36 protein-coding genes are annotated in these 25,448 nt (G+C 67.7%); 2 read left to right on the top strand and 34 right to left on the bottom strand.

Features of this window, described 5'->3' with window-relative positions; all coding sequences use genetic code 11:
• Nucleotides 1-70 precede the first annotated feature (70 nt).
• Together ACWBNA_RS23275 and ACWBNA_RS23270 are read right to left on the bottom strand one after the other, a co-directional pair.
• Nucleotides 71-463: a phage tail termination protein gene (locus ACWBNA_RS23275; protein WP_482706406.1), complete on the bottom strand. Its 393-nt coding sequence runs from the start codon at nt 461-463 to the stop codon at nt 71-73.
• Nucleotides 460-789, bottom strand: a complete 330-nt coding sequence (locus tag ACWBNA_RS23270) for an HK97 gp10 family phage protein (protein WP_482706405.1) — start codon at nt 787-789, stop codon at nt 460-462. Before ACWBNA_RS23270 ends, ACWBNA_RS23275 begins: the two co-directional genes overlap by 4 nt.
• Before the next feature lie 37 nt (nt 790-826).
• On the opposite strand from ACWBNA_RS23270, the gene ACWBNA_RS23265 reads away from it, so the two are divergent.
• Nucleotides 827-1,147: a DUF4429 domain-containing protein gene (locus tag ACWBNA_RS23265; protein WP_482706404.1), complete on the top strand. Its 321-nt coding sequence runs from the start codon at nt 827-829 to the stop codon at nt 1,145-1,147.
• On the opposite strand, the gene ACWBNA_RS23260 is transcribed toward ACWBNA_RS23265, so the two are convergent.
• The 18 genes from ACWBNA_RS23260 to ACWBNA_RS23175 all read right to left on the bottom strand — a co-directional run bounded on the left by ACWBNA_RS23260 (nt 1,144) and on the right by ACWBNA_RS23175 (nt 13,833).
• A complete protein-coding gene (locus ACWBNA_RS23260) occupies nt 1,144-1,476 on the bottom strand; it encodes a hypothetical protein (protein ID WP_482706403.1) in 333 nt (110 codons plus the stop codon). The two genes, ACWBNA_RS23265 and ACWBNA_RS23260, sit on opposite strands and share 4 nt — an antisense overlap.
• A 38-nt stretch (nt 1,477-1,514) precedes the next feature.
• Entirely contained in the window at nt 1,515-1,928 is a 414-nt protein-coding gene (locus ACWBNA_RS23255) for a hypothetical protein (protein ID WP_482706402.1), read from the bottom strand.
• A gap of 8 nt (nt 1,929-1,936) precedes the next feature.
• Nucleotides 1,937-2,896 carry a glycosyltransferase family 4 protein gene (locus ACWBNA_RS23250; RefSeq protein ID WP_482706401.1) on the bottom strand — a complete coding sequence of 320 codons (960 nt, stop codon included), beginning with the start codon at nt 2,894-2,896 and terminating at the stop codon, nt 1,937-1,939.
• A 74-nt stretch (nt 2,897-2,970) separates the two neighbouring features.
• Complete coding sequence (locus ACWBNA_RS23245) at nt 2,971-3,927, bottom strand: phage major capsid protein (protein WP_482706400.1); 957 nt, start codon at nt 3,925-3,927, stop codon at nt 2,971-2,973.
• Between the two features lie 13 nt (nt 3,928-3,940).
• Nucleotides 3,941-4,579 (bottom strand): hypothetical protein, encoded by a 639-nt coding sequence (locus ACWBNA_RS23240; protein ID WP_482706399.1) that lies wholly within the window; start codon nt 4,577-4,579, stop codon nt 3,941-3,943.
• 63 nt (nt 4,580-4,642) lie between these two features.
• Entirely contained in the window at nt 4,643-5,458 is an 816-nt protein-coding gene (locus ACWBNA_RS23235; RefSeq protein ID WP_482706397.1) for a VG15 protein, read from the bottom strand.
• Nucleotides 5,436-7,001, bottom strand: a complete 1,566-nt coding sequence (locus ACWBNA_RS23230) for a phage portal protein (RefSeq protein WP_482706396.1) — start codon at nt 6,999-7,001, stop codon at nt 5,436-5,438. Before ACWBNA_RS23230 ends, ACWBNA_RS23235 begins: the two co-directional genes overlap by 23 nt.
• Nucleotides 6,899-8,671, bottom strand: coding sequence for a terminase (locus ACWBNA_RS23225; RefSeq protein WP_482706394.1), 1,773 nt, complete (start codon nt 8,669-8,671; stop codon nt 6,899-6,901). The genes ACWBNA_RS23230 and ACWBNA_RS23225 overlap by 103 nt, the downstream gene beginning before the upstream one ends.
• The gene (locus tag ACWBNA_RS23220; protein WP_482706392.1) at nt 8,640-9,038 is read right to left on the bottom strand and encodes a phage terminase small subunit; all 399 of its coding nucleotides are present in this window, start codon (nt 9,036-9,038) and stop codon (nt 8,640-8,642) included. Before ACWBNA_RS23220 ends, ACWBNA_RS23225 begins: the two co-directional genes overlap by 32 nt.
• A 128-nt stretch (nt 9,039-9,166) precedes the next feature.
• Entirely contained in the window at nt 9,167-9,805 is a 639-nt protein-coding gene (locus ACWBNA_RS23215; protein WP_482706391.1) for a bifunctional DNA primase/polymerase, read from the bottom strand.
• A gap of 228 nt (nt 9,806-10,033) precedes the next feature.
• Nucleotides 10,034-10,201, bottom strand: coding sequence for a hypothetical protein (locus ACWBNA_RS23210; RefSeq protein ID WP_482706390.1), 168 nt, complete (start codon nt 10,199-10,201; stop codon nt 10,034-10,036).
• Between the two features lie 299 nt (nt 10,202-10,500).
• Nucleotides 10,501-10,680, bottom strand: coding sequence for a hypothetical protein (locus tag ACWBNA_RS23205; RefSeq protein ID WP_482706389.1), 180 nt, complete (start codon nt 10,678-10,680; stop codon nt 10,501-10,503).
• Between the two features lie 32 nt (nt 10,681-10,712).
• Nucleotides 10,713-10,952, bottom strand: coding sequence for a hypothetical protein (locus ACWBNA_RS23200; protein ID WP_482706388.1), 240 nt, complete (start codon nt 10,950-10,952; stop codon nt 10,713-10,715).
• Between the two features lie 300 nt (nt 10,953-11,252).
• Nucleotides 11,253-11,597 (bottom strand): hypothetical protein, encoded by a 345-nt coding sequence (locus ACWBNA_RS23195; RefSeq protein ID WP_482706387.1) that lies wholly within the window; start codon nt 11,595-11,597, stop codon nt 11,253-11,255.
• 24 nt (nt 11,598-11,621) lie between these two features.
• Nucleotides 11,622-12,194, bottom strand: coding sequence for a hypothetical protein (locus ACWBNA_RS23190; RefSeq protein WP_482706385.1), 573 nt, complete (start codon nt 12,192-12,194; stop codon nt 11,622-11,624).
• A 17-nt stretch (nt 12,195-12,211) separates the two neighbouring features.
• Nucleotides 12,212-12,436 carry a hypothetical protein gene (locus ACWBNA_RS23185; RefSeq protein WP_482706384.1) on the bottom strand — a complete coding sequence of 75 codons (225 nt, stop codon included), beginning with the start codon at nt 12,434-12,436 and terminating at the stop codon, nt 12,212-12,214.
• A 24-nt stretch (nt 12,437-12,460) separates the two neighbouring features.
• A complete protein-coding gene (locus ACWBNA_RS23180; protein ID WP_482706383.1) occupies nt 12,461-13,330 on the bottom strand; it encodes an NAD-dependent epimerase/dehydratase family protein in 870 nt (289 codons plus the stop codon).
• Nucleotides 13,279-13,833, bottom strand: coding sequence for a hypothetical protein (locus ACWBNA_RS23175; protein WP_482706382.1), 555 nt, complete (start codon nt 13,831-13,833; stop codon nt 13,279-13,281). Before ACWBNA_RS23175 ends, ACWBNA_RS23180 begins: the two co-directional genes overlap by 52 nt.
• An 84-nt stretch (nt 13,834-13,917) precedes the next feature.
• Between ACWBNA_RS23175 and ACWBNA_RS23170 the strand changes: the two genes are divergently transcribed.
• Nucleotides 13,918-14,118: a helix-turn-helix transcriptional regulator gene (locus ACWBNA_RS23170; protein WP_482706381.1), complete on the top strand. Its 201-nt coding sequence runs from the start codon at nt 13,918-13,920 to the stop codon at nt 14,116-14,118.
• 6 nt (nt 14,119-14,124) lie between these two features.
• Here ACWBNA_RS23170 and ACWBNA_RS23165 read toward each other — a convergent pair whose 3' ends face one another.
• The 14 genes from ACWBNA_RS23165 to ACWBNA_RS23100 form a co-directional block, all read right to left on the bottom strand.
• Nucleotides 14,125-14,883 (bottom strand): GIY-YIG nuclease family protein, encoded by a 759-nt coding sequence (locus ACWBNA_RS23165; RefSeq protein WP_482706379.1) that lies wholly within the window; start codon nt 14,881-14,883, stop codon nt 14,125-14,127.
• 94 nt (nt 14,884-14,977) lie between these two features.
• Nucleotides 14,978-15,580 (bottom strand): class I SAM-dependent methyltransferase, encoded by a 603-nt coding sequence (locus ACWBNA_RS23160; RefSeq protein ID WP_482706378.1) that lies wholly within the window; start codon nt 15,578-15,580, stop codon nt 14,978-14,980.
• The gene (locus ACWBNA_RS23155) at nt 15,577-16,287 is read right to left on the bottom strand and encodes a glycosyltransferase family A protein (RefSeq protein ID WP_482706377.1); all 711 of its coding nucleotides are present in this window, start codon (nt 16,285-16,287) and stop codon (nt 15,577-15,579) included. Before ACWBNA_RS23155 ends, ACWBNA_RS23160 begins: the two co-directional genes overlap by 4 nt.
• Nucleotides 16,288-16,297: 10 nt before the next feature.
• Nucleotides 16,298-16,654 (bottom strand): hypothetical protein, encoded by a 357-nt coding sequence (locus tag ACWBNA_RS23150; protein ID WP_482706376.1) that lies wholly within the window; start codon nt 16,652-16,654, stop codon nt 16,298-16,300.
• Between the two features lie 25 nt (nt 16,655-16,679).
• Nucleotides 16,680-17,894 carry a hypothetical protein gene (locus ACWBNA_RS23145; protein WP_482706375.1) on the bottom strand — a complete coding sequence of 405 codons (1,215 nt, stop codon included), beginning with the start codon at nt 17,892-17,894 and terminating at the stop codon, nt 16,680-16,682.
• Nucleotides 17,891-19,006 (bottom strand): hypothetical protein, encoded by a 1,116-nt coding sequence (locus tag ACWBNA_RS23140; RefSeq protein WP_482706374.1) that lies wholly within the window; start codon nt 19,004-19,006, stop codon nt 17,891-17,893. Before ACWBNA_RS23140 ends, ACWBNA_RS23145 begins: the two co-directional genes overlap by 4 nt.
• Nucleotides 19,007-19,033: 27 nt before the next feature.
• Complete coding sequence (locus ACWBNA_RS23135; RefSeq protein WP_482706373.1) at nt 19,034-19,639, bottom strand: HNH endonuclease; 606 nt, start codon at nt 19,637-19,639, stop codon at nt 19,034-19,036.
• Between the two features lie 166 nt (nt 19,640-19,805).
• Nucleotides 19,806-20,198: a phage tail fiber protein gene (locus ACWBNA_RS23130; protein ID WP_482706372.1), complete on the bottom strand. Its 393-nt coding sequence runs from the start codon at nt 20,196-20,198 to the stop codon at nt 19,806-19,808.
• Nucleotides 20,199-20,219: 21 nt separating this feature from the next.
• Nucleotides 20,220-20,873: a hypothetical protein gene (locus ACWBNA_RS23125; RefSeq protein ID WP_482706371.1), complete on the bottom strand. Its 654-nt coding sequence runs from the start codon at nt 20,871-20,873 to the stop codon at nt 20,220-20,222.
• Nucleotides 20,874-20,886: 13 nt separating this feature from the next.
• A complete protein-coding gene (locus ACWBNA_RS23120; protein ID WP_482706370.1) occupies nt 20,887-23,061 on the bottom strand; it encodes a polysaccharide deacetylase family protein in 2,175 nt (724 codons plus the stop codon).
• A 190-nt stretch (nt 23,062-23,251) separates the two neighbouring features.
• Nucleotides 23,252-23,494, bottom strand: coding sequence for a helix-turn-helix domain-containing protein (locus ACWBNA_RS23115; RefSeq protein ID WP_482706369.1), 243 nt, complete (start codon nt 23,492-23,494; stop codon nt 23,252-23,254).
• Between the two features lie 132 nt (nt 23,495-23,626).
• Nucleotides 23,627-24,085: a DUF6221 family protein gene (locus tag ACWBNA_RS23110; RefSeq protein ID WP_482706368.1), complete on the bottom strand. Its 459-nt coding sequence runs from the start codon at nt 24,083-24,085 to the stop codon at nt 23,627-23,629.
• Nucleotides 24,082-24,318 (bottom strand): hypothetical protein, encoded by a 237-nt coding sequence (locus ACWBNA_RS23105; protein ID WP_482706367.1) that lies wholly within the window; start codon nt 24,316-24,318, stop codon nt 24,082-24,084. The genes ACWBNA_RS23110 and ACWBNA_RS23105 overlap by 4 nt, the downstream gene beginning before the upstream one ends.
• Before the next feature lie 328 nt (nt 24,319-24,646).
• A complete protein-coding gene (locus ACWBNA_RS23100; protein ID WP_482706366.1) occupies nt 24,647-25,351 on the bottom strand; it encodes a hypothetical protein in 705 nt (234 codons plus the stop codon).
• Nucleotides 25,352-25,448 lie beyond the last annotated feature (97 nt).

Here is a 25,448-nt window from a genome sequence, read left to right as displayed (position 1 = left end):
GAGATGTCTCCAGACATGGAAGAGCCCGCGCACGGGCGGGAAAACGGGTCCGGCGCGGGCCCAAAACCGGTCAGGAGACCGGGTGGCAGAAGAATTCGTAGGTCGCCCCGGCGCGGCGCAGGGCGGTGTTCTCGTAAGGCCTCGGCGCGGGAAGCGTCAGGCCCTTGGTCCGGCCGATGACCGCGGCGTCGCTGGTCGAGCCTCGAAGCTCGCGGGTGACCCAGTCGTGGACCTCGCGGGCCAGCGTGATCGCATCCGCGCGGTTGGCGGCGTACACGTCGATGTCGACGAGCATCCGACCCAGCTTCAGCCCGTCGTCGTCACCGCCGGGGATCTGCTGGATCTGGATCGTCGGCAGCTCGGCGAGCAGGTTGTTGTCGAGCTCGTCCCGCACCACCGCATCGGGGAACCGGACCGTGCCACGGGTGATGAGCTCCAGCTCAATGTCGACAAGGGCGGTCATTGGTTCCGGCCGCCCAACTGGGCTGCCCGAAGCAGCACATGGTGTGCGGGAACCTTCTCGGTGCCGTACTCCACCCAGCGGGCGTAGTAGGCGGTGTTGCGGACCGTCGCCGTGGCGCGGTCCCGGTTACGGCCGCCGCGGGCGGTGCTGTCCGTCTCCCACGACTCCTTGTAGTGGCCGGGATGCGGGCCGCCCGCATCGACCGGGGACAGGCCGATGGCGACACCCTTGATGACCTCGGCCCGCCGCAGCATCTCCGCCTGCATTGACGGCGACCGCAGAAGCTGGCCGACGCCTTTGCGCTTCAGTTTGAACCGTGCTGCCATAGCCCCTCCAGAAACTCGCGCAACCCAGGGGGCGGACATGGACGTCAAGGGCGTGCTCGGCACGATCAGCTTTGACGGGGAATGGGTCACCATCACGAAGACGCCCGTCGGACCCAAGCCCGCACCAGTACGGATCCGCGCCGCCGACATCACCGGAACCCGCTTCAAAGCAGGCAGCCTGCCCATGCACGGCTACGTGCAATTCGTGCTCCCCGGCAGCCTCGCCGCAGGCGAGAAGAACGGACTCACACACGGCGGCAGGCCCCCATACGAGGACCCCCACAGCCTGTCCATCCCGAAGAAGAGCAACGACGCAGCCGAAAAGCTGGTCGCCGCCGTCGAGCAAGCCCGCAGCTAGCCGGTCACACGGTCAGCAGCGAACTGGACAGGGCCGCGCGTGCCGGTGAACGGGCTACGGCCCCAGTCGCCCGGCTCGCCCGTGATCTCGCAGTCGACGCCGCGCACTTTGGCCTTGTCCGTGGTGCGCAGCGGCATCTTCGGATGGTCGGCCGGCGCGTACACGGTCCAGCCGACGATGACCGTGTCGCGGTCCTGCTGCTGCGAACCGCCCACCTGGGGCGTCTCCGCGCGCGGGGTGACGACGCAGCCTTCGATGTCGAATGACTCGTCCGGGCCCGGCAGCGGTTGGCCGCGTGGGTCCCGTCCGGGCGAGGGGCCGGTTCGCACGATGCGTACCGTTTCACCGAACGGGTACGGCGCCGGCATCAGGAGTATCCCCAGCCGGGTTCGAACTCGTCCGCGAATCCGGCGTCGTCGATCGGCCAGGTCGGCGACGGGTCCGCCGTTGACGGTGTCGGATCGACGGTGAACGCGCCGCCGCGGCCCGCGAGGGACTTGAGCGCGGACTTGTCGGCCTTCGTCAGGTACAGGCCGCCAGAACCCTGGGGGCGCTGCACCGACATGGGGCCGATCGTCTCGTAAGACACCTGCTGCGGGTTCACGTAGGCGCGGCCAGCCACAGACAGGACGACCGCCTCCGCACCCTCAGGGAGCGGCTTGACGACGGTCTGGCAGAGACTGACCGCCGTCGCGAGGAGAAGGTCTCCGCGGTTGCCGTCGATCTCCTCCAGCCCCAGGTAGAGGCCGAGTTGCTCCACGGTAGGAGGGACGAATGCCACGACTCCTCCTATCTGGCCAGGGACTCCACGGCGTCACACCAGGCGGTCAAATCCGATGCCGGGTCGAGCTCAGCGGACCGGGCCTTCGCCCGCTTCGACGCCAGTCGGTACTCGGCGGCCGTCTTCAGCTTCCGCAGCACCGCCTCGTAGCCGGCCACGTCGTTGCGGTCGACGAAGATGCCGGCCTCGCCGAGGCTCTCGGTGAGACCCGGCGTCGGATGAGCCACGACCGGAATGCCGGAGGCGAGCGCCTCGCAGCCGGCCCGGCCCCACGACTCGTAGGACGACGGCATCAGCAGGACGCGGGTTCGGGCGTACACCGTCTCCCGCATGTCCTCGCCGCTGACGTGCTCGACGATCTCGACGTTGGGCAGGTCCGGGAGGATCTGCTCGCCGTAGGCGCCGCGCACCGCAAGGAACTGCTGATCCGGCATTCGGCGGGCCAGCGCATCAAGCACCTTGCCGCCCTTCTCCGGGTTGCAGTTGATCAGCGTGATGGCCTTGCCGGGCTTCGTCGCGTACTCGTCGGCGAACACCGGCGGGCGCACGACCAGCGATGACTCGGGCTGGACGGACTTCGGGTACTCGGCGAAGAAGAGTTCCGCCTCCCGCTCCATCCACTGGCTGTTGTAGACCGCCAGCGCGGTCCCGCCAGCCGCAGCGTCACGGAACGTCGGCCGGTGCGTGTTGTGGCAGACCACGATCAGCGGCTTGCCCCACCCGCGAGCCAGCGACGCCGTCGACGGCACCGTCTCCAGATGCGCCAGCAGCACGTCAGCCCGCTTGACCGCAGTCGGGAAATCGAGCCGCGACTCCAGCGGCACCACACGGATGCCGCGGTAGTCGTACTCCTTGTGGGCCTTGCCGTAGCGGGACAGCCACACAGACACGTCGTGCCCACGCTCCACCATCGGCCGCAGCATCGACACGAGCATGTGCTCGGCGCCCGCATTGTGCTCCGGTGGCATGGCGTGAACCCTGGCGACGATGGACAGCGGCCTGGCTGCCCCGCCCGGCGCGGAAGCCGGGACAGCCCGCCCCATCAGGACCCCGAAGGGGTGCCGGTGTACTTCACGAACGCCTCCGCGTCGCCCTGCACGTAGCCGTAGAACGCCTCCGCCAGCAGCAGCACCAGGTTCTCCTGGAACGCCGAGTGGACGCCGCCGTCCTCGTCGATGTACGTGGCCTCCTTGGAGATCCGCACGGTGATGTCCATTCCCACGCCGAACGCCGCCTGGGAAAAGTCACCGCCGATCGCGCGCAGGCCCGTGTCCGTCGAAGCCGACTGCCGGCGCTGCTTGCCCGACACCGACCGCGAGTAGGCGAGCGGCTCACCGATCAGCGTGCCCGCCGACGCCATGTTCGTGCCCGGCGTCTGCGTGTCCACGAGGATCGGCCGGCCCGTGGTGTCCGTGGCCAGAAGCAGCTTCGGCTTGAGGCGGTGGTCGGCAATGGTTCCGGTGTAGTCCCAGTCGCCGTCGATGACCTCTTCCATGCCGGTCACGAGGTCGGCCCAGATGCCGCCGTCCGCCTGCGCCGCAGTGCCCAGGGCGACCGCGTTGGTGGTCATGGCCAGGTAGTCGTCGAAGGGGCCGGTGGCGCCCTTCATGGTCTTGCCGTGGATCGCCGCGTGGTCGAAGGCGCGGGCGAACGCCGTCGGCAGGTCGGTCTGCAGCTGCGTCCACAGGCCGCCCGCGTTGGTCATGACGACCTCTTCGGCGACCGGGATGAGGACGGCGAGCTTCTTCGCCGTCATCTGCTTGACGTCGACGCCGCCGCTGGAGAGCGGCTTCTTCGCGGCCTGGCCGACCCAGTCCGCGGTCGGCACGTCCATCGGGATCGGAACCGACGTCGTCGCGTCGATCGCCAGCGGGGCACGACGCGCCAGCGTCATGATCGCGGACTGCTCGACCGACTTCTCGAAGATCGGCGCCGTGATCGTGCGCGGCAGAAGCGACGCATTGACGTCGGACAGCTTGAGGGGGGCCGTGGCCACCATGGTCTACCTGCTTTCAGCGGCCACTGAGCCGCGCCTTGATGAACCCCGCGAACTCGTCCGCGGGGTCGGGGGACCGTTGCTTGTTGGCGCCGGACGCCTGAGTGCGATCCGGTGCGGGACGCCGCGGGCCCTCCGGGGGCTGGGCCTTCGCCCAGTGCGGCTTGCGCTCCAAAAGCGCCTGAAGGTCGGCCTCGATGGCCGCCTCGTCGATATCGCCGTCAGAGTCGATGTACGAGTCGAGATCGAGCGCGCCGACCGCGTCCTCCGGGTCCGCGAACCCGGTCATCGCCAGCGCCTGCACCTGCGTGCGCACCAGCCGCTGACGCGTCTTGATGATCTGCTCGGTAGCGGCAGTGAGCTGGTCCGTGAGCCGGTCGGTGTCGGACTTCTCCGCATCCTTGCGACGCTGCAGCTCGGCGAGCAGAGGCTCCTGCTCCTTGAGCCGCTTGCGGAGGTTCGCGGCTTCGCTGTTCTTCTTGCGGAGCTCGGCCTCGAACTTCTTCCGGTCGAACGGCTTCTCCTCGCCGCCGGCGTCCGCCTCCTGGGCGTCCTCCGCCGTCTCGGTGCCGTTCTCCTCGGTCGCCGTCTCCTCGACGGTCTCCTCGCTGCCGGTGTCCTGCTGCTGCTCGACGGTCTCGGTCTCTTCGGGCATGACGAATCGGCCCTCCAGGGGCTGTGGAAATGAGAAAGGCCGCCACCAGGGCGACCTCGTTGATCAGTGAGATCCGGGGAGCGGATTACTGTCGTGCTCGGCCAGCGCCCGCCTGAACAGGCGGAGCTGGTCTCCCGGACGGCCTTGGGCGTACTCGCGGTAGATGCGATCCCACTCCGCCGCCTGCGGCGACAGCTCAAACCGCTGCCCCCGGAAAACCGGGACGATCCCGCAGTGGCAGTTGTTGTGGAACTTCACCACCGACGCGTCACCGGAGAACCGGTCATTGGCGTCGCGGCCTGCGGTCTGTGCCGTCGCGTACACGGCCCCGCGGCTGGACATGAGCTTGCAGAAGAAGCAGGCGCCCAAAGCTGCCGCTCTGGCGTAAGCCACTGCCTGCGGGTCGTCGTCGACGGCTCGCCGCAAAGTGGCTCGACCGCGGTCGGCGACCAGCTTCTGCGTCACCGCATCCGCATTGCCCATCGCAGCTTCGAGCCTCACATCGAAGGGGTCCAACTGCGCTGCCGTGGCGACCGCTTCCTCGCGCGGCCACAGATCCTTCGTGGCCCAGCGCAGCGAACTCGACGTCTGCTCGGCCGGAGGAGCGTCTGCCAGCGGAACCGTGAACGATCCGGGCACTCCGGCCGCATCGCGCTCCCCGTCGTAGAAGTCGGCGGCGAGCGTTGCCGACACCTCCGAGTAGCGGGCTACGACCAACGACACAGCCTCGATCCACGACGGCACCGTGGCCTGCAGCCGGGCCGGATTGATGAGACGCCGCAGGCCACGAAGGTCACGCAGCAGGAGTGTCGTCAACCCGAGCTGCGCCGCCCGCCAGCGGGATGCGGATGCTGAGCTATCCGAGACTGTCGATGCCAAGGTCGGCCTCCGACGGCTCCGGGCTCGTGCCGCTTCCGCCGGCGCCGAGCTCAGCGAGACGGTCCATCAGCGAGCTGCTACCGGCCCGGCCCGCGGCGCGCTGCCGGTCCGCCCGAACTCGCTTCCGCTGGTTCTCCGTCAAACCGGCCATCTCCAACGCGACGTCCGAGTCGGCAGGCAGGATGCCCTCGCTGACGAGCTTGACGGTCGCATCCACCTGGGCTGCAATCGTCGGCGTCGCCGGGTTCCGCCACACCGTCTCGATCCGCCGAGTCTTGTCCGGCGGCTCACCGTCGCGAAGCCACAAGGCGAGACGCATCGCGTCCTGCCAGCCCCGTCCGAAACGGCGGATCCGCCGCTCCGACTTCTTCACCAGCTTCGCCTCGGTCGACCGAATCGCGTCCGCGGAGGCCGGGTTGTCGGTGGTGTAGCCGAGCATGTGCGGCGGCAGACCGAACTGCGCCGACATGATCCGGGCGTACAAGTCGACGATCCGCGTCTGGCCGGACGGGTCGTGCGCGGCGAACTGGCCGACATCCGGCACGTCGCCGTTCTCGTCCCGCTCGAGCGCCAGGACGCGGCCGATGTACGTCTCCCACGCCGACTTCGCGTTGCCCTCCGCGTCCTGGAACGCCGACTCGGAAGCCCCGAGGATGTAGCGCTGCGGGGCCCCGAAGAACTCCGCCGCGACCTCGATGCCCATCAGGCGCCGACATGCCGCGTCCGTGATCGACATGACGTCGGTAGTGATCTCAGACTTGCCGACGCGGTCTGCGGTGCGCTGCCGGTTCGCCAGCCGCACCACCGGCACGACACCAAGGTTGTGGATGTCGCGGTCGACGACCTCCCAGCCGCCAGACTCCGACGGCAACGCCGTAATCGTCTGATCCGGCAGATACAGGACGATCATCCGCTCGTCCGGGCCCGACTCGATGTACGTGTCCGCCGCGCACTCGCGGAGTGCCGCCGTACCCATACGCAGCCGGGCATCCCACATCAGCGTCATATCCAGCGGCGACTCCACCGTGATCAGCGGAGGGCAGTCGTCACCACAGTCGCCAGTACCAACCGCCAGATACTCCCGGCCGTAGATCAGGGCGTCCAGATGGGCCAGCGACGACTCGTCGAACAGATCGTTGGAATCGGCGATCTCCTCCAGCTCCGACGAATCGGAGCCGTCCGCCCACCGGAACGCCTCAAGATCCAGGCGCTCCTCCAGCGACTCGACACCAACTCGCGGCCAGCCGATGACCGTGTGCAGGCCCTTCAACTGCGGCGGGATGCTGATGCCGAGATCCCTGACCAGCTGCTCGCCGTTGAAATACGCGTCCCGCAACTGCAGGGCGTACCGGTCACGCAGCATGTCCGCACGCAGCACGTTGATCAGGGCAAGCTCATCATCCGACAGGTACACCAGCGGCAGTTCAGGGATGGACAGGGTCACCGCAGCACCACAACCCTTCCCTTGCCTGGCGTCTTCTTCTTGGCCCGTTTCGGAGAGTTGAGGATCATGCGGCGCAGCATGCGTGCCCCAATCGCACACACAGCAAGGTCGATCTTTCGGGCAGACTCACGGTGCTCCTTGCCGATGGTGATCCCCCAACGGTTCGTCCGCCGCCGGGCATTGATCACATGCGTGCGCAGCACCTTGTGCCCGTCATGGAAGAGCGTCCGCTCCAACACGTCCGCATGCGTCCGCTTCACCGCCTCCGTGAACGTCTCCTGATTGCGGGAATCACGCATGTCCCAGCGCACCGCATGCGCCTTCGGGCCCGACAGGACGGAGCGCAGCGTGAGCTTGGCGCCCCACGTCTGACCCCACAGGTCGATGTAGGTGTCCCAGTACATCTCGCCGTCATCGTCCTGGCCCGAGCCCGGGTCGGCGAAGAACGCCAGCACCTTGAACCGGGCAAACGCGTTCTCGACGACGCCGTGCACTTCGTCGCGAGGCACCCGATACGGCACGAAGCCCGGCGTGTTCGGCGCCGGCCAGTTCGCCGGCTTCTGCCACACACCCAGCGCAGACACCAGGCCGTCCGACATGCGGCACGCCGCCAGGCCCGTAGCGTCGTCGCTCTTCGAACCGTCGAAGAACAAGACGACCTCGTCTCCATCCGCCAGCGTCAGATCTTCGCGCTTGCAGGCGTCCCACTCGTAGCGGGACAGCCATGCGTCCTCGGCCGCGGCAATCTGGTTGTACCAGAAGCGCCGTGAGCGGCTCGGCGGGTTACGGACGTCGAGGATCGACTTGACGATGCGAGGGATGTTCAGCCAGACCGAGTCGCCCCGGACCGCTTTGAGAACCTTCTCCAGCCACGGCCTCGTCAATTTCGCCTCGGGCGGGGCCTCCAGCGAGTCGTACAGGATGCCCGTGTCCTCCGCGCGGCCGGCGTCGGCAGCCTCGTAGGCGTCCCGCGTCTGTTCGGCAACCGAGTCCTCGCCCGGCTCGAAGGCGTTAGTGATCGCGAAGGTGCGCGCCGAGCCGTCCGCCGACTTGGTGGCGTTGCGCTCGATCGTCGCGGCCATCTCGTGACCTTGGTTCGACTCGATCCAGTGGTGCGTTTCATTGAGCAGCGTGAACGTCGTCCGGCCGCCCTCAAGGGCGCGGGGCGAGGAGGTCACGGCCTCGATGCGGGCCAGCCCCTTGTGGGCGTACACGACCTCTTTGCCGACATCAACGCCGAACTCATCCCGGGCCTTCGGTGTGAACAGCGACCCGAATATGATCATGGTGTTGCGGGTCTGGTCCTTTGAGACCGCAGCCACCTGCACCCACGGCTCCGGGTGCGGCTCGCCAATCGGCTGCCCCTCCGGCACCCCGCTCTCGTCGTCCGGCCCGGCGACTAGCCCCGACCAGCGGGACGGGCCGATGAACTCGACAGCGCACAGCGTCGCCCCGAACGGGTCCTTGCCCCAGCCCTTCAAGCGCTGAAGCACTGCATCCCGATACGCGAACTCGCCCGTCTCCGGGTCCAGCGCGAACCACCACAGAATCAGCCGGACCTGCTCGTTCGTATACCTCCACGGCTGCCCGCGATGCTGCAGATAGGCGCCCGTCCATACGAGAACATGCCAGCCGAGCGTGAACTCCGGCCGCACGAACAGACCGTCCTCGCCGCGCGTCCACGTCGGCCCAATGACAACTGGCGTGATCTCGTCCGGGACTTCCTCGACTGCCTGCTCAGCCACCGAAGGCGGAGCGGTAGTCGTCAAGCGCCGTCACCTTCGCATCGCCCTGCGGGGCAGGCTTTTTCCGCTCGAGCTCCATGCGGGCCCGCCGCCGGTCGCCCTCCGTCGTCAGCAGCGACGACATCACCGAGTTCAGCGCCGCCACCAGCTGGCCGTTCGGGCCACGCTCCGACAACAGCACCTTCGACATCAGATCCGCCGCGTACCGGGCAACCGCCCAGTCCGACGGCTGATAGAACGCAGCCTGACCCGACTCCCTGAGAGAGAGATACCAGTCCGAGGCAATCGGATGCCACAACGGATCCGCATCCGGCAGGTCAGGCAGATCCATCGGCGTCCCTGAAGGCGCCTTCGTGACGGAGTCCTTCTCTTCCTTCGAGCGATGGCCCATGCGCTCCTCGGAGCGCTTACCGATAGGTCCACGAGCGCCCATGACGACCTCCAGGGTCAGAGCACGCCACCAGGGCGCACAGAGGGCTGTAAACAACGACGCCCCAACTCAGGGACGCCGCCAGGGCGTCAGAGCGAGGCGATCAAACCGGCCGCATCAGGCAGCTCGGCAAGACTCAACGGCGTCCCGGCAACCCGGTCGCCCACGATGATGTAGCGGCGATCCGAGTACACCTCGAACGCCAACTCCCCCCGGCGGATACGCCGGCCATGCGGGACCGCGCCACGGAACCACAGATGCAGGCCAGAACCAGACCGGCCGCGCTCCATGTACGTCGGCGGCACCCGGTCGATGATGGCCTGCGCCCACGGCAGTACCCGGCCGTCCTCCACCGCGTGGTCCAAGTCGACGACGACGATGCCGTCACCGGCCGTCAGGACGAAGCCGACACCGTCACCAGTCTTCGAGGCGGCGACCGCGGCGTAGTCCGACCACGACGACGGATCCTTCACCGAGGCGAACCGACTGTCCGTGCGCATCGGAACCTTGTCCTTGTGCCGCACCCAGCGAGGACGCGACGTCAACTCAACCGGGATGCGTGCCTGCTGCTCAGCGGCCATCCGCTCCTGGCGGGCAGCAATCCGGGCCCGGCTCGACCGCTTCCGACAGGTCGCACCACAGAACCGCGCATCCGCCCGCGCCATCAGCGGCAGCGGGCCGGCGCACTGCACGCACTCGGCGCGGCGGGCAACAGCGGTCGACGTCATGCGTCCAGTCTAGCCAACGGATGTCACGGCTATAGCGCTCTGACCTGCATCGTTATGATCTCGCGACCGCACACCCGGAGGCGGGTGGACTTGACCGGTCGGGCATCACTGCAGGTCAGCGGCCTTGGAAACCCGGGGGCGATGTCAGGTGCTATACGGCCCCGATCCCTAAAGGATCACAGGGAGGGGGTATGCCCCCTATGTCCGTTTCTGGTTTGGATCATGAGATCAGTGATCGACTTCGGTCAGCTCGCGACCGTCCAGGCTGTGGTGAATCGCCGACCAACTGACCGATCCGTCAGCAGCCTTGATCGGCTTCGATGTCGGTCCGCACAAGCAGTTGTCGTCGGACACGTGCTCGACCAGGTCGCCGATCGGTAGGACGTGCAGTGCCATGCCAGTGCTCCCCGCGCCGTGCCCCAGTGGGCGGCCGGCTGGTGCTACCTGGTCCGCCTGCCTGGGTTGGCTCGACTGCCGGTCGCCACTCCAGTGGATCGGATGTGCATGAGCTGGCAGTAGCCCTTCGCCCTCGCTCCCATGTACTTGCTGAGCAGGCGGTTGCATCGACCCCAGTCGCCCGGTGTCCCCCACCTGATGCGTGCTCCACCAGCGCCTGAAGGTCCCCAGTGCTGGCGCAGTGCTGCGACGTTCCCTCGCCGGCTTCGGCTTCCGCGTCCCTTGCTTGCCACAGCGGTTCACTCCTTCTGCGGCGCGGGCTCCTCGCGTTCGGGGTCCTGCTCTTCGTCTACCCGTTCGACGCGTAGGACCTGCGTGGCAGGGATGGCGAGTGCGACCCGGTTGGGTTTGATGAGGTCGCGGTCTTTGAAGAGGACCCAGCCGTCTACAAACTCGACGACGAGGTTGGGGTCTTCCACGACGGTATCGTCGCCGCGGCGTTCAGCGTGGACTACGAGGTATGCGGGCACGGCGTGGTTTCGCTGTCGACGCGATAGACGTCGTGGCCTTCGTCGGGGGCGAGGCCCATGACGGTGGCGAGCTGAGCTACGCCGCCGGTGACGGGTGCGATCTTCAGATCGAGGGGGCGCGCGAGGAAGACGTGTTCGGTCTGCGCACGCCAAAGGATCTCTGTCAGTGCGGCCGGTTCGGGGTCCGTGCCGTGCGGGACGCGAACGTAGGTCGAAAGCATCAGGTCACCTCAGTCCGGGGTGCTGTTCGCTCGGCCGTGTCCGTCCGGGCCGCGGGTTAGCGCGCTGCGCCTCGTTCCCTTCACGGCTGCTCTTCTGGTCGTGACAGGGTCCGCAAACGCCCTGCAGATCCGACGGCCCGTTCCGGTCTGCCTTGGCCACGATGTGATCGCAGTGGGTCGACGGCCTGACTCCGCAGATCTTGCACGTCGGATCGCGCTTGAGGATCTCAGCGCGGATCCTGGCCCACCCAGATGGGAGCCTCGCCTTGCGCCCTGAGCCTTGCCACCCTCCGGCCATCACTACTCCTCGGGGCTGCGTTCGGTGTCTCTGTTGAGCGCCCGGGTGAGCTTGCCTTGCGCGTACCGGATCTCTTCTTCGACCTGCTGGCGGAACTGCTCGAAGTCGGGCTCGACGCGGATCTTCAGCGGGTAGCCGTCGGGGTCGACGGGCGTCTCGTTGGCGGGGATGTCGATGGTCTCTTCGAAGACGAGGACGGCGCGGGCGCCGATCAGTTCGGCTGTAGTCAGGCCAGCGTTGGCAATGGCCTCCGCGGCGTCTCCGTCGAGTTGGTCGACGACGAGCACGAATGGCGGCCTGTCGTCTCCGGTGCCTTCGGGGAGTTCGAGGATCTGCAGGCGGGCCATGGCGCGGGCTCCTGTGGTGTGGGGTTACGGCTTCCAGCGGGGTCCGCGTAGCGCTTCGGGCACGTCGCTGGTGGTGATGGGCGGGGTAGCGAGGATGTCGCCGAGCCCGAGACGCCTGCCGTCACGCGGCTGCGGTTCGGGCGGCGTCGGCCGGTCGAGGCTGGCGAGGATCTCGGGCGTGATGCCGTGGGCGTGGGCGAGGTCCAGCAGCTCGGGGCAGTCGTTGAGGTTGTCGACGAACGGGTCGCAGTGGTCCTGCACCCACTCGTAGCCGCACCCGTCGCAGGCTGCTGCATGTTCACCGTCAGCCTTGGGGTCGAGCCGGTGCCGGGCGAGGATGCGGCGGTCTGCCTCGCAGCGGCGCAGTGCGGCAGCGATCGCCGGAACATCCGCCCACGCCTCGTCGATCGACTCAGCCCCGTATCGGGCGATGTCGAGTTGGAGTCCTTCACCGGTGCGCGTGGCCCCGGTGACGACGCCGGTGATAACCGGCCCGCTGCCGTCCGGATCGAAGGCGACCCGCAGTCCCTTCAGGTCTGATCGCGAATCGGCTTCAGCGCGGTCGACTTGCTGGGTGATCCAGGCGTGGAGATCCATGGCGCGGGCTCCGGGGGTTACAGGTCGTCTTCGGCTGCGATGACGACGCGGCGGGCGAACATGGTGAGGGTGACGGTGACGGCTTCGTCTTCGCTGATGTCGTGGACGCGGATCTTCGTGCCGCTCGGGATGGGAATGTCGACGCCGTTGATGCGCACCGCGCTCGGAACGAGGACGGGGCCGCCGCTCCCCGGGTCGATGATCTCGATGTCGGCGCCTCGTCGCTGAGGGGCGGAAGTCATGGGCGCGGGCCTTCCGTGGGGTGGTCAGGTGTGGAGCGCCCGCCGCACGCCCTCTTCCAGCGTCACGGTCGGTGCGTAGTGGTTGAGCATCCGGCTGGGATCACACACGCGATGGTGGACGCCTTGCGGTGCGTCGTGCCGGTGCTTGAACTCGGGCTGGTAGCCGGCCGCCGTGGTGACGATGTGGGCGAGCTCGTCGAACGAGGTCGCCCGTCCCCAGCCGAGGTTGACGGGTCCGGTGACGTCGGCGTCGAGGAGGGCGAGGGTGGCGCCGATCAGGTCGTCGATATGGATCCAGTCGCGGGTCGAGCTGCCGTCGCCCCAGATCTCGAACGGGTCGTCGCGCCGCTTGGCCCGTTGAATGAACGCGGGGAACGGGTAGCACGGCGCCTGGTCCTCACCGAATCCGGAGAACGGCCGCGGGATGAGGATGCGGCAGCCTTCGGCTTCGGCGTAGCTGGCGAGCTTCTCCCCCGTCAACTTCGCCCAGCCGTAGGAAGCGTCGGGTTCCTCCATGTACATGAGGTTGATGTCCTCTTCGTGCAGACGCCGCACGTCGCCGGGCTGCTGAAGCGCCACCGGGTAGGCGGCTGACGAGCTGAAGTACACGGCTCGCGGGGTGCCGGTGCGGATCAACCACCGCATGTACCAGGCGTCCAACGCCAGGTTGGTGCCGACACCGAGCGGGGATCCGTCGATGCTGGCCCGGCCGCCGACGATTGCCGCGCAGTGCACAGCCAGTTCAAACCGGGTGTCGTCGGTGCGAAAGAAGTCGAGAGCGTCCTGCCCTCTCGCGATGTCCACGCCGACGACGTTCCAACCTCGGTCTTCGAGCCTGTGTCTCAGGTGCCGCCCGACGAACCCTTGATCTCCGGTGAGGAGGACGTTTCGCACTTGGTGGCCGCCCTTCTAGCTTTCTGCTCTCTGGCTCGCCGCAGGGCGCATTCGCGGCACGTTCGCCTGCCGCCGTTCACATAGGTGTTCTCTGGGGTGTACTCGTGTCCTTGGGGGCAGTGGGTCTTCTTGGCCCAGTGGTGACGCCCGCGCTGGGAGCAGTCCTGCATGTTGGTGGAGTCGTCACCTATGTAGAGGTGGGCCGGGTTCACACACGGCGGGTTGTCGCAGCGGTGGCAGACAAGTTCCTTCACCTCGGCGTCCCAGCGAAGAGTTCGGCCGAGTATCTGGCTCATGATCCAGCGCGTCGCCAGATAGGTGGTCGGATGGACCCGAAACCTGCCGTAGCCAGCCCGGTTCGTGCCGCTCAGCCACAGCCAGCAAGCGTCGGGGCCGCCAGACCGGTCTACGAGAGTCCAGAAGCGGTCGATGTCTGGCATGCGCTTGATGGCGTTGCCGCGCAGTCGGGTCTTCTGGTGGGGGACCTTCTTGGGCTCTTCCACGCGGATCTCCTTGGAGTAGTTGAACTACTCCAAGGTTATCACCGATGGTTAGCCGAGCTACTCCAACGCGGCTACCCTGATGGCATGCAGATCCCCGGCTATCTGACGTCCGACGAGGCAGCGGAGCGACTCGGTATCAACCGCCAGTCGCTGTACAACCACGCCACTCGAACACCGGATTTCCCGAAGCCCACGAAGGTGGGACGGGCCTCTCTGTGGGCCGAGGACGCGATCGACGCGTGGCGTGCCGCCCACCCGAAACGGAAGCGCACCCAGGACCGATAGCGGTGGTCAAGCAGCCTCAAGCACCTCATCGAGGACGTCCTTGCGGACGTTCCGTTCGGCCCGTTGCAGATCCTCGATCACCCGCAATAGCGCCTTGTTGGGACGGAACCACTCCCCGCCGACCCGCTGCTTGCGGAAGCGCTCATGATATTGCGACTCGTCCACCCGGTCGCCCGGCGTCGACGCGAGCAGGGTGACCGGCCCAACCGTCATGCCGTCGGGCATCTTGCACCCGCCCTGTCCCAGATTCCTGAGTCGGGCTTGCAAGTTCGTCGTGGTTCCGATCTTGATCATGCCGTCGCGCTCCACGAAGTACACAACGGACGCCCTGCGCAGCTCGCGGGCTCTCTCGAAGGTCTCACGCTTGACCTGCTGCCCCTTCTCGACGAGCCCTGCGTCCCGAATGGCGCGGATGAAGACCTCTCGATACGCCTCTGGTAGCGAGACGCGAGACCACGGAGACCGAAACTCGGCGTAACTCCTGTTCCAGAGTGCACGCCTGTCTTCGTGGCGGTCGCATCTACCACCAGCGTCCGCAAGCAACTTGCACCGCGTTCCGTTCTGGTTGATCGCTATGCACCGCGTCGGCTGCTCGTAGCGATGCTCGAAGCGCTCCACCGCCGTCAGGTCGTCGCCTAGGTCACTATGGACTACGGAGTCCCAGTCGCACTCGATGCAGCCGATAACCTCGGGCTTTTCTCCATCGAGGCTGACGATCGCGTGATGGCCGTACTCCCAGCGGTTCTTCCCGCAGTGCTGCTCCATGGCTCTCTCCTGGAAATGCGGAAGCCCCGAGCCAGGAGACTCGGGGCTTCCTTCCTGCGGTGATCAAGCCGCAGGCGTTTGAGTGGGTGGCGGTTCAGTCGGTGGCGGGCTTCACAGCTCGGTAGACGCCCCACGGCAGCCCGCTGTCGACGGGCTCCAGTCCGATCCGCTCGCAGGCGTCGGCCTGCTGCTGGTCGGACCAGGTGGTGACGCCGATCCAGCTGTCGGCTTCGGACGGCTGGTCGGAGACGGGCCAGTCGAGGACGAGGATCCCGCCGAGCTTGGTGGCCGCCCGCAGGCGCTCGATGATGTGCAGGCAGTCGTCGTAGCTGTGGTGGATCAGAACGGCGAGACAGTAAACGGCGTCCATGCGGCGGCGCCCGAGGTGGGCGCCGATGCCGTCGGCGGCGGCCTGCACGGTGGTGATGTCCGGTGCGCGTTCGGTAAGTCGGTCAAGCATGCGCTGCGACGAGTCGACAGCCGTCACCTCGTAGCCGAGCCCGGCCATCGGGATGGCGACACGGCCGTCACCACAGCCGAAGTCCAGGACCTTCACGCCGCCGGGGATGACGGTGGCGAGCATGTCGGCCTGCGCGCGACCGGACTCCCAGTAGGCGTCCTCGGAGACGCGGCGAAGCGGGTGGATCGCCTCGGGGTCGGCCTGATCCCACGCCCGGATGACGGCTTCGGCGGTCACGCTGCCTCCTCGACGAGCTTCCGCAGCTTGTCCAGGTCGGCGGCCAACCCGCCGCCGTCGCGGTACTCGTAGTAGGCGGCGGAGTCGCTGCTCACCTGCTGCTCGCTGTTGACCTCTTCGTAGCCAGCGTCACTGGGCGCCTTGCCAGCCGCAGGATGGAGGTGCTCGATGACCATGTCGTCGAGGTAGGTGATGCGGCCCATGCCGCGCCCCCATTCGATCCAGACCAGATCCAGGCAGAGATGCACCAGGCAGTCCGGCGCGAAGTAGTTGAGCGTCTCGACAATGTCGCTGGTCATCGCGACGGCGGTCGCCATGGCTTCGCCTTGGAGGAGGTCATTCCCGTAGACGATGCCGGGCCCGCCGGACAGGCATTCACGGATCCGCGCATCCCACGGCATCGCGGCGGGCCGGGGCCGGTGGTCGTCGCCGAGGAAGGCGAGGAACCGGTAGTTCGGCGCGTTCTTCACGGCGGCCTGGTTCAACGTGCCGCACAGCCGCTTCCGCGCCCAGTACACGAACCGCACCCGTCCGTCGTCGGCGAACGCCTTCGCCTGCGCCTTGTAGCCGGCGAGTTCAGGATCGTCCTTGTCGACGCAGAACAGCACGTCCGCCGTGGCCCCGGTGTCGTCCCAGGCTTGCATGATCTCGGGGATGGCGTGGGGTCGGCCGCGGGTCGGGATGATGACGAGGAGGTCGTCGGCCATGGCGTACCTCCTATTCGGCGGGGACGATGGCGACGGTGGGCTGGCTGATCTGTAGCCGCATGCCGTGCTTGGCGAGGACCTGCTCGATCTCGGCGTTGCAGGCCTGCATGCGGCGTTGCTGGTCTTCGGCGAGGAGACGGCGCGCCTCGGCGATCTCGTCTTCCTTGCGTGCGGTGCACGTCTTCAGGTGCTCGTCGAGGTCGACGACCGCGTCCGTGCAGTGCGGGCAGTGGTGCAGGCCGAACTCGTCGGGCTTCGACTCTTCCTCCGCGTGCGGATAGCCGGGGCACGGGATGACGTTGCCCTGCCCGTCCGTATGGAGCACGGCGCAGGCGACTCGGGTGTGCTGCGCTACTTCGTCGGCCATGGGCGCGGGCCTTCCGGGTGTGAGGTCAGCTGCTGCTGTCGGTGATCAGCCCGATCGTTGCGAGCTGCGTGAGGAGCGACGCGAGCGCCGCGTTGCCGCCCCGGCTGCCGGTCACGGTGCGGCGGGTCGTGTCGAAGACGACCCCAGCCGCGTTGCGGACCTTGAACACGCCACCCTGGCTGTACGCGATCACCCCGGCGGTCGGGTTCGTCGTCGGCGCGGTCGTCGCGTCCTTCATCGAGATAACGACGCCGCCGGACCCGCCCAAGTCCGTGGACGTGGAGCCGAGCTGGAGGGCGCTGGTGAAGAAGCTGATGGCCCTGGTGACAATGGCGCCGGACGTGCCGACCTCGAGCGTCGCGGTCCCGCCGGATGTTTTCACCTGGAAGATCGGCTGGGTTGTGCTCGCGGCGCCGAGGATGAGCGCGCCGACCGTGGTCGTGTCGCGCTGCCGGACCTCCAAGGCCGCGGCCGGAACGTTGCCGACGGGGATGCGGATGCCGGTCAGGCCAGCGGCGTTGACGACGAAGTCATCAGTCGTGGCGGGGTCACTGTTCCGCAGAACCAGCAGACGGCCCGTCGTCGGGCCCTCGGTCGCGGTGAGCCAGATGCCTTGGGCCGCCGTGCCTCCCTGCCCGTTGCGTTGCAGGTCGATGGAGATCGCGGAGGAGCCGGTGTCCGCTGTGGCGCCGGCACCCGGGTTCTTGTGGGCGACCTTGAAGGTGCCGCGATCCTTCTCGTGTCCGGTGAGCCACATCGCACTGTCGCCGGGCTTGTCGCTGATGACGTTCAGCGCAACGCTTCCGGGCGAGGTGCCGGTGGCCCGCTGGTAGACGGTCAGCGCGTGCTCGGTGTCGCTGAGCGTGCGGAAGTTTCCGCTGCGGACGGTGCCGTCGGTGTTGAAGCTCGCCCCGGTGACGGCTCCGGTTGTGGTGACGGCGCCGGTGAGGCTGCCACCGCCGAGGGGCAGGAACTGACCGGTGGCCCAGGCGCGGTCGCCGTGCGGGTCAGCGGCGACCCGATGGGCTTCGACTTTGGCGGTCGCGTCGAGGGCCGCTGCGGCTTCGGCTGCCGCCTGCGCAGCCACCACATCCACGGCGAGCGCAAGGCCGGTGACGGAGCCGGTCTGTCCCATGACAGACCAGACGGTCCCGACGTGCGCTTCAATGACCATCGACGGGACCCCGCCGACGACGTTGATGTTGTCGTTCAGGTTTTCGCCGACGACCTGGATCTTCACCGGGTCACCTCCGGATCGACGATGACCCGGCCCTTGAGGATCCGGACGACGGTCGAGCCCATGACCATTTCCAGGTCCCAGCGGCCGTCCTTGTCCAGGGTCGCGGTCTGCGCGGCGGGAATGGCGAGCCGGACAACCGCGCCGTCGACGGTCAGGTACGGCGTGAGGTCGAGGTACAGCTCCCCGGTCGCCGACGCGGAGGACCGGAACTGGGCTCGCGCGGACCAGCCCGCCCAGGTGAAGCTCGGGTCGTCCGTGTTGCAGATGTAGGACTGGTCAAACGTCGCGCCTTGCTCGATGACCAGGTCGAGGTCGCCAGCTGCCACGGCTGCCACCTCCGGGATTTCGTCGCTGGCGGAGGTGACGTTCGCGTTCGACTGGGCGGAGCCGGCGGCGGTGCCCACGTAGACGGCGACGCCGGACGCTGCAGCGGCGGACTGGGCGCTACCGAAGGCGGCTCCGATGCCGGTACGCACGCCGGTGGCGGTGGCCGCGGACTGGGCGCTGCCTGTAGCGGTGCCGGCGAAGACGGCGCCGTTCGACAAGGTGTTGACGAGGTCGAATTCGGCGTAGTCGCCGGTGCCGGCATCACGGTGGGCCGACATGTCGAGCGCGCACGCCTCAATGTCCGCGTCGATCCACGCGGGGGTGGCGAGGGTGCGACGGTTGGTCCACGTCGTCCCGTCGGGGCTGGTGTCCCACAGCAGGTTGGTGCCGTCTTCGCGGATCCGCAGGAACAGATGCGCGACTGGATCGTAGGTGATCTCGACGGCGTCGTCGTCCCAGTAGTCCGTCTCGGACACGCAACGCAGCAGGCCGGACACTTTGTTGATGCTGAAGCCGACTCGCGTGCCTTCGGTGACGCCCTGCACCATGACTGCCGCGTAGGCCTCAACGGTCGCCCCGGTCGCCGACGGCGTCGTCGGCACCTGCACGAACAGGGTGGCGCCGGCCAGCGTCCACGCGTAGGCGGTCTGGCAGCCGGCGTAGGCGGTGGTGCAGGGGACTCGGGCCCGGCCGGCTACAACCGCCGTGCCGCCGTAGGAGTTCCCCCACTCGGGGCCGAGCGTGCCCGCGTTGAAATTGTCGACCAGCGTTGAGAGGGACGGCATGTCGCCTCCCCCCGGGATCCCGTCAAGTCACTTGAGGTGGACCGGAGTGATGTTGTGCGAGCCGCATTCGCCGCACTCCAGGGCCACACCCTTGCCGTGGCCACCGAAGCGCAACTGAAGGTTCTCTAGGCGGTTGTCCTGCTTGTCGCCGTTGATGTGGTGAACCGTCTCGTTCTTACGGAGAGGCCGTCCGAGCGCCTGGGCCATGACGAAACGGTGCTCGGGGACGTAACCCATGGCGTTCCGCATACTTTCCGCGAACGGGTGATCCCACTCCATCCGCACCGACACGTAGCCGCCAGCGGTAACTATGCGCCCACCGCGATATCTGCCTCCATGGAGACGAGTCCCTCGACCGATTGAGACCAAGTACTTACTGACCTTGGTCTGATGGGTCTTGACTCGCTTCGCGATCTCTTGTTGCGTCACTCCTTCATCGCGAAGTGCAACTATCTTCTGACGCTGATCGTCAGTCAGATCCTTAGTAGGTGGCCCCGGTCGCCGTGTGACGCCAGCCTTCCTCAGGATTTGATTGATCGTTCCCGAATGGCATCCGTACTCTTTCGCGATCGCCACCATCGTCTCGCCGGAGATGTATCTCCTGACGACCTTGGCGTAATCCTCGGCCGGCACTTTTCGACGCCTTCGGTGGACCCCCCGCTCGGCAGCCAAACGGTAGACGTGCTGCCGAGCCACACCGTATCTCGCAGCGGTCTCATCTGGGTCTTCGTTCTCCGAGAACTCTCGGACGATAGACGCACGCTGTTCTTCCGTTAAGGTCACGGAGACATTTTAGAAGTTACTGCACGGAGAGCGAAAGCCCCGACGCCGAGATTCGGTACTCATCCCCCGCGGCGAGGGTCTTTGGCGCGTCGAGGGGCCCGTACCAGAGCCGCACCGGAGTGCCTGCGGAGTCCCAGATTTCCCAGCCGACGATCGTGCAGGCTGGCATGCCGGTCCACAGGAGGTCCGCCGAGTTGGTGGTGGCCCCGGATGCTGCGGCACCGACTGTGAGGTTCTTGCGGGCGTAAGAGCCGCCCGTGACCTCGGTGCCCGCGGTCGCGTCGTCGCCGGCCGCGGTGACGAGCGCGACCTTGATCGGGGTTGTGGGTGCGGTCGCCGTCAGGCCGTTGATCCAGTCGAGGATCCGGTTCTCGGCGGTATTCGAAAGGTTGTCGCTAATGGAAGACACCGCCTTCGGTCTGAGTGGAAGTCAGCTGGCGGCCATCCATATCGACTGACCGGCCGTGTTGCTGGAGGGGGTGATGGTGCTGAGCGTCGTCTGGCCGGTTCCGTTGATCGCGTACCGGTACGAGGCCGCCGACTGGCTGATGTTCGAGAAGCCCAAAAACGGCATGTTCGTCTTGTAGATCACCGGGGCTGCCGCCGCGTTGAAGACCAGCGCGCCCCAGTACATACCCACGCTCACCGCCTGCGGCGTGGACAGGGTCGCGGACTTCGGCGCGTTGCCGCTGGTGATGACGCTGTCCAGGCTGGCCGTGGACAGCAGCGTGCCGCTCGGACTGTAGAGCCCTGCCCAGCTCTGCCCGGCCGTCGGCGTAGTCGCCGCCGCACCCAGCAGGAACCACAACTTGCTGATGGTGGTCGCCGCGCGGACGGGGAGGGCGGTGAGGTAGACCGTCCCCAGCGCGGGCGTCAGGGTGGTGACGGCCAGCTCCGGCTTGTACGCCCACGAGATGAGCCCGTGGTCGCTGGGCATCGGCTCGGCAGGCAGCGCCGTGACTCCTGACCCGCCGATGGTCAGCGTTCCGTCGACGGCCAGGTTGCCAGCCACGGCCATGCTGCCGGTGAGCTGCCACAGGCTACGGAGCCGGGACCAGGCGAGCGGAATCCCTTGCAGAGTCACCTGCCCACCGTCCTCAGCTGTAGAGCCGGAGGACGTCGCCCACCGGGAGGACGGGGATGCCGCGCGAACTGATCGCATCCATGATCGTGTTGAAGTCCGTCTGGCTGCACTGGTTCGACGTGGTCACGGAACCGGTGACGATGTCGTGGAACGTGAGGATCGTCCAGTTGCCGTCCAGCTGGCAGCGGTCCAGGGATCCGCCCGCCCCGACGAGGTTGGCGGGCAGGCCGCGGGCGGCGCCGCCGGCGAGGGCGCCGATGCCGCTGATCGACCGCATCCGGTAGGGCATTGGCGGCGGGAACGGTTCCAGGGTGTCGGCGTTGCTGATGCCGCGCCCGTTGGAGAAGTACCGGCAAGCGAGGGCCTCGATGCTGGCGCCGTCGCTGGTCTGGGAGAACCAGCCGCCCGGGTAGGCGAACGACGAGCTGGGGAACCCGTTGCCGGCCATCCATGCGCGGGTGCGGCGGATGTCGTCCTCGACCACCGTCGAGCTCAGGGTGTTGTACTTCGCGTTGTGGTTCGCCGAGGCGTAGGCGTGTCCTGCAACTTCCCACCCGGACGCGTTCTGCACTGACTGGAGCTGCGGGAGCGTCAGGTACTGGCTGGTGCCGATGTTCTCGACGATCGTGTACAGGGTTCCCCTGAATCCGAGCGCATCCATTTTGGGGCGGGCGTTGGTGTACTGGGTGGCGTAGGAGTCGTCGAAGGTGATCGACACGACGCCGTTCGGGAACGTCTCCGTCGTATCCGGGATGATCTCGACGGCCTGCAAGTTCACCGTGATCGGGTTGCCGGTGTTGTCGTCGACGACCTGGAACACGAAGTCCGTGAAGCCGGACGTCACTGAGGGGACGCCGGTGGAGGAGATGGTGTAGGTGCCGGTGACCGACCGGACGTCCGCCCACGGCAGGACCACCGTCGCCCACTCGCCGGACAGCACCTGGTTCTCGGCCGACCCGGTGTGCGTGTGCAGCCGCCAGTTGAACGTGTTCGCGATCGTCGACGTCCCGACCTGCACGTTGATCTGGTTCAGGTGCGTGACGTCCGAGACCCGGAAAACCAGCCGGACCGCCTTGCCCGTCAGGTCCGGCAGAGCGGACGCGAGCCTGCGAATGTTCGCGACCGCGCCCGTACCGGTCGTCGTCACCTGCGCGGACTGCGTACCCCGGACGAAGTTCGTCGTGTCGTTCATGTTCGACGAGCCGACGCCGGATCCGGACGCTGACCAGCCGTGCCCCGTCTGGAACTGCTGCGACCACGACGCGGGCCGGTAGGCGGGGCGCGGGTGCGAGGGGACCATCAGCGGCAGAGTCACACCCGCGGTGCTCAGCCGGCCCGCGATGTCGAGGTCGCCGGTGATGCTGCCACCGGTCTTGGCGAGCTTGCTGCTGTCGGCGTAGGCGCGATCACCGTGCGGGTCGTTGGCCGCGGCGTGAACGGCCACCTTGGAGGCCGCACCCGCCTGCGTTTCGAGTGTCGACGCGTCGGCGATGCCGTGCACGTTCGTGGTGACCGCGGAGTGAGCTGCGACTTTCGCCGCGGCGCCGGCCCCGGTCTCCAGAACTGCGGTGTCCGGGATTCCGTGGACGTCGGTGGTGTCCGCGGCGTGGACGGCGAGGCTGCTGCTTGCGGCGGCCCGGTCGCCGTGGGGGTCTGCGGCTTCGGTGTGGGCCGCGACCTTCGCTGTGGCGTCGGCTGCCGCTGTCGTCTGGACTGTCGCCGCGGATCCGGCCGGGTCGAAGGCGGCGATGGTTGCGGCGGACAGTTGCGGGTTCGGGTAGGCGCCGGTCAGTGCTCCGCCAGCCGGACCGGTGGGCGGCGTTGAGGTGCCGCTCCCGTCGGGTTCGGAGACCGGCGCGAGTGTCGACAGGTCGACTGTGGGCCCGAGCGTGGACGGCAGGTCGATCCAGTAGATGGCGCGTGTCCCGCCGGAGGGCTGCTCGTCGACCCGCCAACGCCAGCCTTCGGGCTGCACGTCGGGGTCGTCGGTGCAGAGCAGGGTGACGGTGAACTTGCCTGCGCTGTCGAGGGTGATGGAGCCGCCGCCGCTGTAGATGGCCTTCTGCGTCGAGTCGACGAGCCGCGCGGACGGGGTGAGGACGACACGGCCCGTGCGGGCCGTACCTGCGACGGGCACGGGGAAGGTACCGGTGAGCGTGATCGTGGAGGCGCCACTCGGGAAACTCATGCGCCACCTCCTCGGGGGTGTCCCGCCGCCCGAGACGGGGGCGTTACGGGCGGCGGGACTTCGGGGCGGTGACCGGCCCGCCCCGTCAGGGGGTTTGCGTCCGCCTGGCCCCCCACTAGGACCAGGCGGACGAGCGGGCCGAGCGCGTGGCGCTTCAAAGCCCGGCCTGCGCCTCGCCAGCGCAGGGGATCTAGGCGGCCAGTAACGTCGTTTCGCGTACCGGCGGCGCGTCAGCGGGGGTGATCAACTCGCGAGTGTCGACGTCTCGCTCGGCGGCGGGTAGTTCGGCGAGGTCGTAGAGGACGCCGTTGCGTCGCCGCTTGGGGTCGCCGTGCCGGGTGAGCCTGCCTTCGGCAGCCCAACGCCGAATGGTCGCCGGGGGCCGTCCGGTCCAGTAGGCCGCGAGGTCTTCCGTAACGAGCTGCGGGGGCACTCGATCACCCCCAGACGCACGAAAGGGCCGCCAGCAGTGGCGGCCCTCCAGACACAGCGAGATCGATTGGAGCAGACGATACGCTCGCCCCTGATCAAATAGCAAGTCGAGTTGCTGAAACAGCACGGCGCTTCACGGCGCCCACTCCTCGCCTTTGTGATCCGGGTGCCGGGCGAATGGGCGGGCGAGGATGGCTAGTCGCCGGTTGACGCTCCTGTCGTGTCCGCAGTCGCAGGGGCCTCCTGCTCGCGTTTCGTCGAGGCAAGCGGCGTCGCCTTCGGTGATGGTGGCGCAGGAGTACCAGGGATCCTCGTGGTTGGCGTCGTGTTGTGCTGCGAGCAGGTCATTGACGAGCGCGAGCTTGGCGTCGAGGTCGGCGATGACGTCGACGGGGTGGTGCGTGGCGATGTGCTCCGTGGTCGCTCGCAGCTGCCTGCCGCTGAGTGCAAACCCTTCGGCGACGGTGATCCCGTCGGCGGCAAGGACTTCGTCGGACTCTTCGTTGGCGAGCCACGGCCCGGGGCTGGCGGCGAGGGCGAGCGCCCGCCGCTCCGCGTATCGGGCTCGCAGGAAGTCGGCGATTTCGCTCATGCCGCTTCCGTGGTGTGGGCGATGGCGCGGGCTTCGAGCGAGTCGGCTTCGATGTCGATAGCGGCCCCGGCGGTGTGGAGGTCGCAGTCGGGGTCGTCGGCGAGGTTGCGGCAGGATTCGGCGATGGCCCGCAGGAGAGCAAGGGCGGCGTCACAGGGCACGAAGGGTTGTCCGTTGCTGGCTGTCACGATCGGCAGACTGTCCGCCGCGTGCGGAAGTGGGGTGGCGCTCACACCGTCGCTCCCTTCGCGCATCTGCCGAATCGCCGCTGCCACCAAGATGGTCGCGGCAGTTGAGCGATGTCTTCGTGCAGGAAGCGGCTCGTTGTGGGCCACTGCGGGTAACCGCGATGCTCGCAGGGATAGAAGGTGACGACCCAGACTCCCCTGACCTCGTCGAGCTCCCATATCGCCGCTTCAGGAACCGGATAGGCATGCAATGGGCACGTGCCTTCGAGTGGCTCGCCTCGGGCTTGCGCGAGTTCGAGGTTTCTCGTCTTGCGGATGCCCATGGGGTAAGTCGACGGATCGCCGAACGGTCGGGGAGAGTGGAGCGCAGGGCTCATGCCGCGACTCCTGCCGCTTCGGTGAGCACAGCCTCTTGTGCAGCCCGGAGTTCCCGCCATTCCCCGAGTCCGTCCCAGCGTGCCCCGCAGGTTCCGCAGTGGACGCGGTGGTTGTCCGTGGATGCGGTGAGCGGCTGCCCGCACCAGCCATCCTCAACGGGGGTGGGGCACAGACCGATCTGCACCCGGCCGGGCCGCTTCTCGTGGCTGGCGATCGCCGTGCATTCGCCGTGCAGGCGCCGCAGGTCGTCGATGTCCTGCCCCACCGGCTCGTAACTGCCGCAGGCCCAAAGAAGGTTGTTGGCGAGGAAGCCCGCGTGCGCCGGTACGGCCTCTGCCGGGGACCCGCGCCACGGAGCGACCGTCCAGCCGAGAGCCGCTCGCCATGCGTCCTCAATGTCCCGCAGCCGCGCGGCTATCCCGCCAGGGCCGACGAGGGCGAGGACTTCGAGGCGGGGAGGGATCGGCGGAACCTTGCTACCGGACGGGCCACCGCCCGGGCGTCGCGCGCCGCGCATCAGCATGCCCGTCGTATCCAGCTGCGCGAAGAGGCCAGGCAGTTCGGCGATCCGGCGACTCGTCGCGTCCTCGCAGGGCCGGCACGCCCACCGGCCGGCTTCGGCAACCCACAGCTGCCGCTTGCAGCGCGGGGTCACGCAGGTCGGCCATTCATAGTCGAGCTCGGCGGGGTTGTCGTGCACGATCGGCTCCTCGTGTGGTGCGGGAAGCAAGTGACGCGTTAGGCCAATGGTGCACCACAAGGTTGACAACGCCGGGCCAATGGCACAGCGGCAGCGA

Source organism: Streptomyces sp. Q2, from assembly GCF_056820935.1.
This window is presented reverse-complemented; position numbering and strand designations above follow the sequence as displayed.